Source organism: Streptomyces sp. 3211.6 (assembly GCF_003634815.1).
In the GTDB taxonomy this organism is placed as follows: domain Bacteria; phylum Actinomycetota; class Actinomycetes; order Streptomycetales; family Streptomycetaceae; genus Streptomyces; species Streptomyces katrae_A.
This window is the reverse complement of record NZ_RBXC01000001.1, coordinates 2,823,798-2,837,754: the sequence shown is the minus strand read 5'-3', so window position 1 is coordinate 2,837,754 and position 13,957 is coordinate 2,823,798. Positions and strand designations below refer to the sequence as shown.

Genomic DNA, 13,957 nt, shown 5'->3' with positions numbered 1-13,957 from the left:
GGAACGTGTAGTGCGGTAGGGGGACCGTAAAGAACTGTCAGTGACATGTACAAGTCGATACGGCTCAAAATGATCACCAAGCTGTGCGGAGGGTCTTATTCCGCACAACGGGGTGCGCAGTCGCGCCAGTTCAGGCGCGCAGGCCCCTGATGACCAGCCCGACGACGGCCTCGAACTCCGCCGTGATCGTGGGGGAGAGCCACTCCGCCACGTACTGGGGATCATGGAAGCGGCCGGTGGCGTCGAAGACGGCGCGCGCGGCGGCCGGCACGTCGGGCGCGGCCAGGGTGCCGGCGGCGACGCCCTCGGCGATGATCCGGGTCAGCTGGTTGATCAGCTCTGTGAGGTGGGCGTCGACCACCCCGCTGTTCTCGGCCAGCAGCACCGTGTAGGTCGCGAAGAGCTCCGGGTCGTCGCCCGCCTTGTGGCGCTTGGCCTCGAACAGGGCCTCCAGCCAGGACTCCAGCTTGGAGGGGGCCGCCTCGCCCGGCGCCGAGGCGATTCCCTCCAGCATGACCACGCTCTTGGCGAGCCAGCGGTCGGTCACGGCCTCCCGCAGCGCCGCCTTCGAGGGGAAGTGCCGGTAGACGCTGCCGTGGCTGACGCCCAGGGCGCGCGCCACGTCCACCACGGTGGCCTTGGTCGGGCCGAAGCGGCGCAGCACTTCCTCGGTGGTCTCGAGGATGCGCTCGGGGGTCAGGGGCTCGGCTGAAGCGGAAGGCATGGGTCGACCGTACCGCCAGCTCAGTGCTCGCTGTCGAGGTGGGCCATCTGCGCGGCCGGGTACCGGTCGCCGGACGCGGCCCCGGCCGGCACCGCCGCCTCGATCGCGGCCAGGTCGGCGTCGGTCAGCTCTATCCGCAGCGCACCCAGGGCCTCGGTCAGCCGGTCCCGGCGGCGGGCGCCCACCAGGGGCACGATGTCGACGCCGCGGAGCGGACCCTGGGCGAGCACCCAGGCGATCGCGATCTGGGCGACGCTCACGCCCTTCTCCCCGGCGACCTTGCGCAGGGCCTCGACCAGGTCGAGGTTGCGCGCCAGGTTCTCGCCCTGGAAGCGGGGGCTCATCCCGCGGAAGTCGCCGGGCGCGAGGGCGCGGTCACGGCTGAAGTGTCCGCTGATCAGGCCGCGCGACAGCACCCCGTAGGCCGTCACGCCTATGCCGAGCTCGCGGGCGGTCGGCAGGATCCGGTCCTCGATGCCGCGGGAGATCAGCGAGTACTCGATCTGGAGGTCCGAGATCGGGGCCACCGCTGCGGCCCGGCGCAGGGTGTCCGCGCCGACCTCGGAGAGCCCGATGTGCCTCACGTGCCCCGCCTGCACGGCCTCGGCGATGGCGCCGACGGTCTCCTCGATCGGGACGTCGGGGTCGACGCGGGCGATCCGGTAGACGTCGATGTGGTCCCGGCCGAGCCGCTGGAGCGAGTAGGCCAGGAAGTTCTTCACGGCCGCGGGCCGCCCGTCGTACCCGGTGAACCCGCCCTCGACGGTCCGCAGGGCGCCGAACTTGACGCTGGTCAGCGCCTGCTCGCGGGCGGCGGCCGGGGCGGTGCGCAGGGCCTCGTTGATCAGCAGCTCGTTGTGGCCCATGCCGTAGAAGTCGCCGGTGTCCAGGAGCGTGTTCATGCCCTCGGGGGCCGCTTCCAGGAAGGCGTGGATCGTGGCGATGGACTCGGCCCGGTCGGCCTCGCCGTAGAGGGCGGACATGCCCATGCAGCCCAGCCCCAGGGGGAAGACGGACGGGCCGGTGGCCCCGAGCCGGCGGGCGGTCGCGGCGGTGGACGCGGAGTCGGATGCGGAGACGGATGCGGAGGTGTTCTCGTTCGTGGTCATGGAATGAGAATGGCATGACCGATGACAGATTTCAATATCTGTCACTCGATGGGCTGACCGGGGTGCGAAACGGCGCACAGGAAAGGCGCCCCGCGGGCGGCGGCTCAGCCCGCCGGAGCCGGACCGGGAGCCGGGGGCAGCCCGCCGTCCATGCGGGGGCCCGGCGCCTGCCCCGGCGGGGGAGAGGGGGGAGCGGGCGGAGCGGAGGGGGTGGAGGGCGACGGCTCCAGGGCCCGGGCCGTCCGCAGCGCGGTGGCATGGGCCCACGGGCCGGTGGTGAGGGCCCCGACGACCAGCACCACGAGCGCGCAGCCGGAGATGATCCACCACGCGGGCCGGGTCGCTGTCGCGAAGTCGGCGCCGCCCGAGGTCCCGGCCGCCAGCACCGCCCCTATCACCGCCACGCCCAGCGCCCCGCCGGTCTGCCGGCTGGTGGAGGCCACCGCGGCCGCCACCCCCGCCTGGGAACGCGGCATCCCGGACAGCGCCGTATTGGTGATCGGGGCGTTGACCAGGCCGAAGCCGATGCCGAAGAGGACGTACCCGGTGAACATCAGCGGAGTGGAGGCCTCCGCCGAGAACGCCGCGAACAGCAGCCCGCTCGCGCCCATGGCCACCCCCGACACCAGCAGCGAGGGCCGCGGCCCGTGGCTGGCCACCAGCCGCCCGGAGACCGGCGCGCACAGGAAGGCCATCGCGGCCATCGGCAGCATGTGCAGCCCCGCGTCCAGCGCGTTCAGCCCCCGCACCTCCTGGAGGTAGAGGGTGGTCAGGAAGAGGAACCCGGAGAGCGAGGCGAAGGTGCTCACCGCGATCACGGTCGCCCCGCTGAACGGGGCGCTGCGGAAGAACCGGGGGTCGATCAGCGGGTCCTTGCGCCGGGACTCGTAGAACAGCAGCCCGCCCAGCGCGGCCGCGGCCCCCAGCGCGCACGCCAGGATCGGCGGGGAGTTCCAGCCCTCGGCCGGCGCCTCGATGATCGCGTAGGTCACCCCGCCCAGCAGCACCACGACGAGGAGCTGCCCCACCGGGTCCGGCCGCCGCGGCCGCTCGGAGCGGGACTCCGGCACGAACCGCAGGGTCAGCGCCAGGGCGGCCAGCCCGACGGGCAGGTTGACCCAGAAGATCGACCGCCAGCCCACCGAGTCCACCAGCAGCCCGCCGATCAGCGGTCCGGCGGCCATGGAGATGCCGACCACCGCGCCCCAGACGCCGATGGCGCGGGCGCGCTCCTTCGGGTCGGTGAAGGTGTTGGTGATGATCGACATGGCGACGGGGTTGAGCATGGCCCCGCCGACGGCCTGGACCATCCGGAAGACGATCAGCCAGTGCAGCCCGGGCGCCAGGGAGCACAGCACCGATCCCGCCGTGAACAGCACCAGCCCCCAGGCGAAGACCTTCCGCCGCCCGATCCGGTCCGCCGTGGCCCCGGCCAGTATCAGCAGCGAGGCGATGACCAGGGTGTAGGCGTCGATCGTCCACTGCATCCCCGAGACCGACGCGTCGAACTCGCGGCGCATCGCCGGCAGGGCCACGTTCAGGACGGTGTTGTCCAGGCTGACGATCAGCAGGCTCATGCAGCAGATGCCCAGGACGAGCAGGCGGTGCCGACGGCTCCGGTGATCCACGCCACTCATGTGATGCATACCGCCGAGCGTACGAATAAGTAGGGAACGGCGCTGCGGGACAATGGGGGGATGACCACGCTTCCCGCCCCCCTCGCGATCGGCCCGCACACCGTGCAGCCCCCGGTGGTGCTCGCGCCGATGGCCGGCATCACCAACGCCCCCTTCCGGACCCTCTGCCGCGAGTTCTCGGGCGGCAAGGGGCTGTTCGTGAGCGAGATGATCACGACCCGCGCCCTGGTCGAGCGCAACGAGAAGACCATGCAGCTGATCCACTTCGACGCGACCGAAAAGCCGCGGTCGATTCAGCTGTACGGGGTGGACCCCGTGACGGTCGGCAAGGCGGTCCGCATGATCGTCGAGGAGGACCGCGCCGACCACATCGACCTCAACTTCGGCTGCCCGGTCCCCAAGGTCACGCGCAAGGGCGGCGGCTCCGCCCTCCCCTACAAGCGGCACCTGCTGCGCGCCATCCTCCGCGAGGCCGTCGCGGGCGCCGGCGACCTGCCGGTGACCATGAAGATGCGCAAGGGCATCGACGACGACCACCTCACCTACCTCGACGCCGGCCGGATCGCCGTCGAGGAGGGGGTCACCGCCATCGCCCTGCACGGCCGCACCACCGCCCAGCACTACGGCGGCACCGCCGACTGGGAGGCCATCGCCCGCCTCAAGGAGCACGTCCCGGAGATCCCGGTGCTCGGCAACGGCGACATCTGGTGCGCCGAGGACGCCCTGCGCATGGTCCGCGAGACCGGCTGCGACGGCGTGGTCGTGGGGCGCGGCTGCCTGGGCCGCCCGTGGCTCTTCAACGACCTGGTGGCGGCCTTCGAGGGGCGCCCCGAGGACTTCCACAGGCCCACGCTGCGCGAGGTCAAGCGCACCATGCTGCGCCACGCGCAGCTGCTGGGGGAGTGGATCGGGGACGAGGCGCGCGGGGTGATCGACTTCCGTAAGCACGTCGCCTGGTACCTCAAGGGGTTCTCCGTGGGCTCGGAGATGCGCGGGAAGCTGGCGGTCGTCTCCTCCCTGGCCGAACTGGACGCTCATCTGAGCGAGCTCGACCTGGACCAGGCGTGGCCCGAGAGCGCGGACGGCCCGCGCGGCCGGACGTCCGGAAACAACCGGGTTGTCCTGCCGGACGGCTGGCTGAAGGATCCGTACGACTGCGCCGGTGTGAGCGAGGACGCGGAGCTGGACACGTCCGGAGGCTGACAAATCGCCCTGCGCGGCGCGTGATATACGCCACGCATGGGAGAGGTTTCGCTCAGATGAGCGCGCACGTCACGGGTAAGACTTCCAAAGGGTGGCACTGGGTGCCACCCTTTGTGCGTTCAAGACTTGAACGCAAATGTATCGATGATCGCTCATCCGAGCGTGATCAAGCCGTTCCGGGTCCCTCCCCCTTCGGGATGTGAACGCTGTGGGTAGGTTCTCATTACCGACCGGTTACTTTCGATACGGTGGCGCACGGGTGGTTACGGCCCCATGACCGCCAAGTGGACGTACCGATAAGCCTTCGATCTGGGTATGTTCCTGGCCGTCAGGGCAGCCACCCGAGTCCTCGAGGAGTCGAGACCCGTGTCGGAAAACAAAGATCAGAAGTTCGTCTACGACTTCACCGAGGGCAACCGGGACCTCAAGGACCTTCTCGGCGGCAAGGGGGCCAACCTCGCCGAGATGACCAACCTCGGTCTCCCGGTCCCTCCCGGCTTCACCATCACCACCGAGGCCTGCAAGGTCTACCTCGAAAGCGGCTCGGCCCCGGCCGAGCTGCGCGACGAGGTCAGCGCGCACCTCGCCGCCCTCGAGACGAAGATGGGCAAGAAGCTCGGCCAGTCGGACGACCCGCTCCTGGTCTCCGTGCGCTCCGGCGCCAAGTTCTCCATGCCCGGCATGATGGACACGGTCCTCAACATCGGCCTCTCCGACGAGTCCGTGGTCGGCCTCGCCGCCCAGGCCGACAACGAGCGCTTCGCCTGGGACTCGTACCGCCGCCTGATCCAGATGTTCGGCAAGACCGTCCTCGGCGTCGAGGGCGAGCTCTTCGAGGACGCCCTCGACGAGGCCAAGGCCGCCAAGAAGGTCACCGTCGACACCGACCTCGACGCCGCCGACCTCAAGAAGCTGGTCAAGGCCTTCAAGAAGATCGTCGCGAAGGAGGCCGGCCGCGAGTTCCCGCAGGACGCCCGCGAGCAGCTCGACCTCGCCGTCGAGGCCGTCTTCAACTCCTGGAACACCGACCGCGCCAAGCTCTACCGCCGCCAGGAGCGCATCCCCGGCGACCTGGGCACCGCCGTCAACGTCTGCTCCATGGTCTTCGGCAACCTCGGCCCCGACTCGGGCACCGGCGTCGCCTTCACCCGCGACCCCGCCAGCGGCCACGCCGGGGTCTACGGCGACTACCTGCAGAACGCCCAGGGCGAGGACGTCGTCGCGGGCATCCGCAACACCGTCCCGCTCGCGGACCTGGAGACCATCGACAAGGCCTCGTACGACCAGCTCATGGCGATCATGACGAAGCTGGAGACCCACTACAAGGACCTCTGCGACATCGAGTTCACCATCGAGCGCGGCCAGCTGTGGATGCTCCAGACCCGCGTCGGCAAGCGCACCGCCGGCGCCGCCTTCCGCATCGCCACCCAGCTCGTGGACCAGGGCCTGATCTCCGAGGCCGAGGCCCTCCAGCGCGTCACCGGCGCCCAGCTGGCGCAGCTGATGTTCCCCCGCTTCGACGAGTCCGCCAAGACCACCCTCCTGGGCCGCGGCATCGCCGCCTCCCCGGGCGCGGCGGTCGGCAAGGCCGTCTTCGACTCCTACACGGCCGTCAAGTGGTCCCGCTCCGGCGAGAAGGTCATCCTGATCCGCCGCGAGACCAACCCCGACGACCTCGACGGCATGATCGCCTCCGAGGGCATCCTGACCTCGCGCGGCGGCAAGACCTCGCACGCCGCCGTCGTCGCCCGCGGCATGGGCAAGACCTGCGTCTGCGGCGCCGAGGAGCTCGACGTCGACACCAAGCGCCGCCGGATGACGGTCGGCGGGCAGGTCATCGAAGAGGGCGACGTCGTCTCCATCGACGGCTCCACCGGCAAGGTCTACCTCGGTGAGGTACCCGTCGTGCCGTCCCCGGTCGTCGAGTACTTCGAGGGCCGCATGCACGCCGGCGCCGACGACGCCGACGAGCTGGTCGGCGCCGTGCACCGGATCATGGCCTACGCCGACCGCGTCCGCCGCCTGCGGGTGCGCGCCAACGCCGACAACGCCGAGGACGCGCTGCGCGCCCGCCGCTTCGGCGCCCAGGGCATCGGCCTGTGCCGCACCGAGCACATGTTCCTCGGCGAGCGCCGCGAGATGGTCGAGCGCCTGATCCTCGCGGACACCGACTCCGAGCGCGACGAGGCACTCAGTGCCCTCCTGCCGCTCCAGAAGAAGGACTTCGTCGAGCTGTTCGAGGCGATGGACGGCCTGCCCGTCACCGTCCGCCTCCTCGACCCGCCGCTGCACGAGTTCCTGCCCGACATCACCGAGCTGTCGGTGCGCGTCGCCCTCGCCGAGTCCCGCCAGGACGCCAACGAGAACGACCTGCGCCTGCTCCAGGCCGTGCACAAGCTGCACGAGCAGAACCCGATGCTGGGTCTGCGCGGCGTCCGTCTCGGCCTGGTCATCCCCGGCCTGTTCGCCATGCAGGTCCGGGCGATCGCCGAGGCCGCCGCCGAGCGCAAGAACGCCAAGGGCGACCCGCGCGCCGAGATCATGGTCCCGCTCGTCGGCACCGTCCAGGAGCTGGAGATCGTCCGCGAGGAGGCCGACGCGATCATCGCCGAGGTCGAGGCCGCCACCGGCACCAGCCTCAAGCTGAGCATCGGCACGATGATCGAGCTGCCGCGCGCCGCGCTGACCGCCGCCCAGATCGCCGAGGCCGCGCAGTTCTTCTCCTTCGGCACGAACGACCTGACCCAGACGGTGTGGGGCTTCTCCCGCGACGACGTCGAGGCCAGCTTCTTCACCGCCTACCTGGAGAAGGGCATCTTCGGGGTCTCGCCCTTCGAGACCATCGACAAGGACGGCGTCGGCTCCCTCGTGCGCTACGCGGTCGAGCAGGGCCGGGCCACCCGTCCCGACCTCAAGCTCGGCGTCTGCGGCGAGCACGGCGGCGACCCCGAGTCGGTGCACTTCTTCCACGAGGTCGGCCTCGACTACGTCTCCTGCTCGCCGTTCCGGATCCCGGTGGCGCGCCTGGAGGCCGGCCGTGCCGCCGCCGAGGCCAAGGGCTCCGACAGCCGCTGAGCCCGGCTCCCCCGACAGCGCCCGCCCCCGGTTCCCTGACTGCCGGGGGCGGGCGCTTCCATCTATTCGGAAGCCCCCTGCGCCTCGCCCGGCCGGGTTTCGCGAATATTCAACGAAGTCATTACGGCGCCAGGCGGCGGACGGATCCCCACCCGTCCGCCGCCTGCCGCCTATCCGCCAGGCACGTCGGCGCTTCCCGGTGCGACCGACCGCCAGGCCCCGCAAAGCCCCCCACGGCCTTCACGGAGCGTTTCGGTCGCGCCGGAGTGTGCCTGGCGGAGTACAGGATTTCGCTTGTCACGCCCCTGCCGAAAGGGGTTTCAACTGTGGCCGAAAGGGCGTGGTGACCACGTGTGACGGCATGCATACTCATGGGGCGGGGGGATTGCGGTTGCACAGGTGGGGGTTCGGTGCTGCGTATCCATTTCACTGGAGTGGACCTGGCACGCGTACGGATGGCAGGGCGTCCCGATGCGTTGTGGGAAACGATTCTTAGTTTTCATCGCTTAAGAGACCGGCGTGACGCCCGGCTGTTCGGCGAATGGCGTACGGAAGCCCGGAGCCGGTTGAATGGTGAAACAAGGCTGCTGAGCGCACTCATACCGGCTCGCGGCTATTTCCCCGATTTCCTGACCCCCTCCGAGGGCCAGTACGGGTGGGACGTCGGCCTCGACGCCCTGCGCGGGCTCCCCGGGGACCGGCTGCGCCACGAGCTCTCCCTCGTGGGCGCGGGCGCCGCCGCGGGCTTCGGCGCGGCCTTCGGGACCCCGCCGCCGGCCCGGCTGCGGGAGTTCATGGACGGCGGCACCAAGTACCTGCCCCGGCTGCTGGCCGAGCTGCGCGGCTACCACCGTGCGGCCGTGGAACCGTACTGGACCCACATCCAGGCCCAGATCGAGGCCGAGCGGGCCGCACGCGGGCGCGCCCTCCTCGACGGGGGCGCGGACGAGCTGCTGGCCTCCCTGCCGCCGATGCTGCGCTGGCGGGCGCCGGTGCTGGAGTGCGAGTACCCGGTGGACCGGGACGTACGGCTGCGGGGGCGCGGGCTGCTGCTCCAGCCGTCGTTCTTCTGCCGGCGCACCGCGGTGACCCTCCACGACCCGCAGCTGCCGCCCGTGCTGGTCTACCCGGCCGCCGCCCAGCTGGCCGGCGCCGGAGCCGGCGGGGAGTACGCCCGGCCGGCCGAGGAGCAGCGCCAGCGCACCCTGGGCAAGCTGGTGGGCCACACCCGCTCGGTGGTGCTGCGCGCCATCGGGGACGGGGCCACCACCAGCGAACTGGCCCGCCGCGCCGGGGTCTCCCTGGCCTCGGCGAGCCAGCACGCCTGCGTGATGCGAGAGGCGGGCCTGGTGACCACCCTGCGCCACGGCAACGCGGTCCTGCACACGGTGACCCCGCTGGGCGCGGCCCTCCTCAAGGGCGGCGCGGTGGTCTCCTGAAGGATCGGTTCACCTGGGCGGCGGTCCACCGACCGCCGCCCAGGCACCGACCCTGACCTGCGGTTTCGTGCTCCGCAGAGAAAAATCGAAGAAATCCCCGCGCGCGGCGATGAGTTCCCGCGCCGCCCCCGGTCTACCTCTCGACAGCAACGAACGGAGCGCGCGCACCGCGCGGCCCGCCCCAGCAGAGAGAAGAGACACCGGGATGTCCTCCACCATGATCTTCGTCAACCTGCCCGTCAGCGACCTGGAGGCCACCAAGGCGTTCTGGGGCAAGCTCGGCTACTCCTTCAACGCCCAGTTCACCGACGAGAACTGCGCCGCGATGCCCATCACCGACACCATCGCCGCGATGTTCCTGACCCACGGCCGCTACAAGGACTTCACCCACAAGGCCATCGCGGACGCGCGGACCACCTCCGAGGTGCTGCTCTGTCTCAGCGCCGCGAGCCGCGACGCGGTCGACGAGCTGGTCGACGCGGCCCTGGGCGCCGGGGCCACCGAGCCCCGCCCCGCCCAGGACCACGGCGTCATGTACGGCCGGGCCTTCGACGACCTCGACGGCCACACCTGGGAGATCATGTGGATGGACCCGTCCGTGGTCCAGGGCTGACCCTCCGCCTCACGAGGTCGCGGCGGTCCGCACCGGGTAGGTCCGGACCGCCACCTCCTCGTCGTCCAGGCAGCGCCCCGACTCCAGGTCGAAGCGCTGCTTCAGCAGCGGCGAGGCCACGAACGGCCGGCCCGCCGACCAGCCCACCAGCCCGCGCGAGAGCACCTGCGCGCCGGTGAAGGGGTCCTGGTTGCCGATCGCGTACGGGCGCCCCGCGCGGTCGACGAACACCGCGGCCTGGTTCCCGTCCGGGAGCAGGGCCGCCACCCCGCGCCCGGGGGTGAGCGAGGACAGCTCGCACACCGTCAGCCAGCCTTCGGCCACCCGCAGTTCCACGGTCATCGGACGGGACCTCCAAGGGTCAGGACGGCCAGGTCGGGCTTGACCTGGCCGCGTTCGGGGACGAACCGCACGGTCGGGTCGGGGGCGCCGGGCGCGTTAACGAAGGACACGAACCGCCGCAGCCGGTCCGGGTCCCGCAGGGTCTCGGCCCACTCGTCGCGGTAGTGCGCCACGTGCTCGGCCATCAGCGACTCCAGCTCCGCGCACAGCCCCAGCGAGTCGTGCACCACCACGTCCCGCAGGTGCTCCAGGCCCCCCTCCAGCCGCTCCAGCCACGCGGAGGTGCGCTCCAGCCGGTCGGCGGTGCGGATGTAGAACATCAGGAACCGGTCGATGAGGCGCACCAGTTCGGCGTCGGAGAGGTCCTGCGCGAGGAGGTCGGCGTGGCGCGGGACGGCCCCGCCGTTGCCGCCGACGTAGAGGTTCCAGCCGTTGGCCGTCGCGATGACCCCGAAGTCCTTGCTCTGCGCCTCCGCGCACTCGCGGGTGCAGCCGGACACCGCCGACTTCAGCTTGTGCGGGGCGCGCAGGCCCCGGTAGCGCAGCTCCAGGTCGATGGCCATCCGCACGCTGTCCTGGACCCCGTAGCGGCACCAGGTCTGCCCCACGCAGGACTTCACCGTCCGCAGGGCCTTGCCGTACGCGTGCCCGGACTCGAAGCCGGCGTCGACCAGCCGGGCCCAGATCGCGGGCAGCTGGTCCACGCGCGCCCCGAACAGGTCGATGCGCTGACCGCCGGTGATCTTCGTGTACAGGCCGAAGTCGCGCGCCACCTCGCCGATCACGATCAGCTTCTCCGGGGTGATCTCGCCGCCCGGGATGCGCGGGACGACCGAGTACGAGCCGTTGCGCTGGAGGTTCGCCAGGAAGTGGTCGTTGGTGTCCTGGAGGGCGGCCTGCTCCCCGTCGAGGACGTAGCCGCTGGCGCCCACGGCGGGGGCGAGCGAGGCGATGATCGAGCCGACGGCGGGCTTGCAGACCTCGCAGCCCTCGCCTCCCCTGGCCTCCGGCCGGCCGTGCCCGTCCAGGAGCTCCCGGTACGAGGCGAGGCGCCGGGTGCGGACGATCTCGTACAGCTCGGCCCGGGTGTACGGGAAGCAGCCGCACAGCCCCGGGTCGGCGGCGGGCGGCAGCAGCTGCCCGATGACCTTGAGGCAGCCCCCGCAGCCCGTCCCGGCCTTGGTGCACTTCTTGACCTCGGGCAGGGTGGAGCAGGCGGTGATGGCCTTCTTGGTGACGTTGTGGCAGGAGCAGATCACCGCCGTGTCGGGCAGCGCGGACGGGCCCAGCTGCGTGGCGGGGCCGAGCCCGGCGGGCAGCACCAGCTGCTCGGGGGCGACCGGCGGGACGCTGCCGGTGAGCGGGCGCAGCAGCCCGTAGGCGTCGGCGTCGCCGACCAGGACCCCGCCGAGCAGGACGCCCTCGGCGGACATGACGAGCTTCTTGTAGACCCCGGAGCGGGAGTCGGACCAGATCACGTCCAGGCTGCCCTCGGCCGCGCCGTGCGCGTCGCCGAAGGAGGCCACGTCCACGCCGAGCAGCTTCAGTTTGGTGGACAGGTCGGCGCCGGTGAACTCCCGCTCGCGGCCCAGCAGGTCCTCGGCGGCGGTCTCGGCCATCTCGTAGCCGGGCGCGACCAGGCCGTAGACCCGGCCGTCGACGGCCTGCGCGCACTCGCCGATCGCGTACACCCGGGGGTCGGAGGTGCGGCAGCGGGCGTCGACGGTGACGCCGCCGCGCTCGCCGACGGCCAGGCCGCAGTCACGGGCGAGCTGGTCACGGGGGCGGACCCCGGCGGAGAAGACGACGAGCTCGGTGTCGAGGGACGATCCGTCCGACAGGCTCATCCCGGTGACGGAGCCGTCCTCGCCGGTCAGCACCGCCTGGGTGCCGACGCCCGTGTGCACGGCCAGGCCCATCTCCTCGATGGTCCGCAGCAGCGCCGCGCCGCCGCCCTCGTCCACCTGGACGGGCATCAGCCGGGGCGCGAACTCCACGATGTGCGTGGACAGTCCGAGGCCCTGCAGGGCGCCGGCCGCCTCCAGCCCGAGCAGGCCGCCGCCGACGACGGCGCCGGTCGTGCGGCCCTCGGCGTACTCCTCGATGGCGAGCAGGTCCTCGATGGTGCGGTAGACGAAGCAGCCGGGGGCGTCCTTGCCGGGGACGGGCGGGACGAACGGGTAGCTGCCGGTGGCCAGGACCAGCACGTCGTACGGGAAGACGCGCCCGGAGCGGGAGGTCACCGTACGGGCCTCGCGGTCGACGGACTCGGCGGGGTCGCCCAGGTGCAGCTCGATGCCGTGCTCCGCCATGAAGCCGGCCGGGGTGAGCGAAAGCTCCTCGGGGCTGCTGCCGGAGAAGTACGAGGTGAGGTGTACCCGGTCGTAGGCGGGCCGGGGCTCCTCGCAGAGCACGGTCACCCGGTGGGTGGCGGTGGCCCCGCGTTCGGCGAGCGCCTCCAGGTAGCGCTGGCCGACCATGCCGTGCCCGATGAGCACGATCGCGGGCTGGGGCTCGGTCATTCAGTGGCCTCCGTCGTCGGTGAGCAGGTGGAACGTGTCGTGCGGTGCGTCCAGGGACTCGTCGCCCTCCCAGGTGCGGGCCAGGGCCCCCACGGTGGAGAGCTCGCCGAGCAGGACCCCGCCGACGAGCCGGTCGCCGCGCAGGACGACCTTGCGGTAGGTGCGGCGGGTGGCGTCGGCGAGGCGGACCACGTCGTCGCCGGGCAGCGGGGTGGGGTCGCCGAAGGCGGCGAGGTCGAGCGGGCGGCCGGCGCCGCCGAGGGTGAGCCGGGTCAGGGCGCGGGTGCCGGTGTAGTCGGTGGGGGAGCCGGAGAGGGTGGCGGCCAGGGCGTCGGCCTGCTCCAGGGCCGGCCCGGCCAGGCCGTAGAGCCGGCCGGCGTGCTCGGCGCAGTCGCCGATGGCGTGGACGTACGGGTCGCTGGTGCGCAGCCGGTCGTCGACCAGGACGCCCTTGCGGACCTCCAGGCCGGCCGCCCGGGCCAGTCCGGTGCGGGGGCGGACGCCGCAGGCGAGGACGACGAGGTCGGCCGCCAGGCGGTAGCCGTCCGCGAGTTCGACCCCCGTCACCCGGCGGTGGACCCGGCCGGGCGGGGCGGAAGCGCCGCGCAGCGGCTCCCCGGTGGTGGTCAGGCCCCTGACGCGGCACTCGGTGTGGATCTCCACGCCCAGCCCCGCGAGGTGCTCCCGCAGCAGCGCCGAGGCGTCGGCGTCGAGCTGCCGCTCCATCAGCCGCTGCGCCTGCTGGGCCACGACCACCTGCGCACCCCGCGCGGCCAGCGCACGGGCCGCGGAGACGCCCAGGAGGCCGCCGCCGATCACCACCGCGCGCACGCCCGGACGTACGGCCGCGTCCAGGGCGAGGCAGTCGTCCATGGTGCGGAACGCGTGCACCCCGGCCGGGAGTTCCCCGCCGTTAGGCGGGAACAGCCCGCGCAGCGGCGGCAGCACCGGGTTCGAGCCGGTCGCCAGCACGAGGACGTCGTACTCCGGGGCTGTGCCGTCGTCGCAGTGCACCCGGCGCACGTCACGGTCGATCCGTACCGCCCGCACCCCCCGCCGCAGCACCGGCCCGGAGGCCGGCAGCGCGGCCACCTCGGGGGCGTACCGCCCGGCCAGCACCTCCGCGAGCAGGACCCGGTTGTAGGGGGCGTGGGACTCCTCGCCGAGGACGGTGACGGCGGCGGCCGGTCCCAGCCGCGCGGCGAGCCGCAGGCCGGCCAGGCCGCCGCCGATCACCACCACACGCTGCTTCGAGGTCATGGAACGAGCGTGCGGGGCGGCTGTTTCCCCGCG

General features: G+C 72.1%; 10 protein-coding genes. 4 read left to right on the top strand and 6 right to left on the bottom strand.

Annotated features, from left to right (window positions below; genetic code table 11):
- Positions 1-130 precede the first annotated feature (130 nt).
- The 3 genes from BX286_RS13020 to BX286_RS13010 all read right to left on the bottom strand — a co-directional run bounded on the left by BX286_RS13020 (position 131) and on the right by BX286_RS13010 (position 3,479).
- Complete coding sequence (locus tag BX286_RS13020; RefSeq protein ID WP_079426788.1) at positions 131-724, bottom strand: TetR family transcriptional regulator; 594 nt, start codon at positions 722-724, stop codon at positions 131-133.
- 20 nt (positions 725-744) lie between these two features.
- Positions 745-1,833, bottom strand: coding sequence for an aldo/keto reductase (locus tag BX286_RS13015; protein ID WP_121015009.1), 1,089 nt, complete (start codon positions 1,831-1,833; stop codon positions 745-747).
- A 104-nt stretch (positions 1,834-1,937) separates the two neighbouring features.
- Complete coding sequence (locus BX286_RS13010) at positions 1,938-3,479, bottom strand: MFS transporter (protein ID WP_398898455.1); 1,542 nt, start codon at positions 3,477-3,479, stop codon at positions 1,938-1,940.
- A 51-nt stretch (positions 3,480-3,530) separates the two neighbouring features.
- On the opposite strand from BX286_RS13010, the gene dusB reads away from it, so the two are divergent.
- The 4 genes from dusB to BX286_RS12990 all read left to right on the top strand — a co-directional run bounded on the left by dusB (position 3,531) and on the right by BX286_RS12990 (position 9,800).
- Positions 3,531-4,673 carry a tRNA dihydrouridine synthase DusB gene (gene dusB / locus BX286_RS13005; RefSeq protein WP_185117275.1) on the top strand — a complete coding sequence of 381 codons (1,143 nt, stop codon included), beginning with the start codon at positions 3,531-3,533 and terminating at the stop codon, positions 4,671-4,673.
- Between the two features lie 366 nt (positions 4,674-5,039).
- A complete protein-coding gene (gene ppdK / locus BX286_RS13000) occupies positions 5,040-7,748 on the top strand; it encodes a pyruvate, phosphate dikinase (protein ID WP_079426780.1) in 2,709 nt (902 codons plus the stop codon).
- Positions 7,749-8,158: 410 nt separating this feature from the next.
- Complete coding sequence (locus BX286_RS12995) at positions 8,159-9,187, top strand: helix-turn-helix transcriptional regulator (protein WP_079426778.1); 1,029 nt, start codon at positions 8,159-8,161, stop codon at positions 9,185-9,187.
- 205 nt (positions 9,188-9,392) lie between these two features.
- Positions 9,393-9,800, top strand: a complete 408-nt coding sequence (locus tag BX286_RS12990; RefSeq protein ID WP_079426776.1) for a VOC family protein — start codon at positions 9,393-9,395, stop codon at positions 9,798-9,800.
- A gap of 9 nt (positions 9,801-9,809) precedes the next feature.
- Here BX286_RS12990 and nirD read toward each other — a convergent pair whose 3' ends face one another.
- The 3 genes from nirD to BX286_RS12975 are packed head-to-tail and all read right to left on the bottom strand — an operon-like array spanning position 9,810 to position 13,924.
- Complete coding sequence (gene nirD / locus BX286_RS12985; RefSeq protein ID WP_079426774.1) at positions 9,810-10,142, bottom strand: nitrite reductase small subunit NirD; 333 nt, start codon at positions 10,140-10,142, stop codon at positions 9,810-9,812.
- Positions 10,139-12,664: a nitrite reductase large subunit NirB gene (nirB, locus tag BX286_RS12980; protein WP_121015007.1), complete on the bottom strand. Its 2,526-nt coding sequence runs from the start codon at positions 12,662-12,664 to the stop codon at positions 10,139-10,141. Before nirB ends, nirD begins: the two co-directional genes overlap by 4 nt.
- Complete coding sequence (locus BX286_RS12975; RefSeq protein WP_079426770.1) at positions 12,665-13,924, bottom strand: NAD(P)/FAD-dependent oxidoreductase; 1,260 nt, start codon at positions 13,922-13,924, stop codon at positions 12,665-12,667.
- Positions 13,925-13,957: the final 33 nt, after the last annotated feature.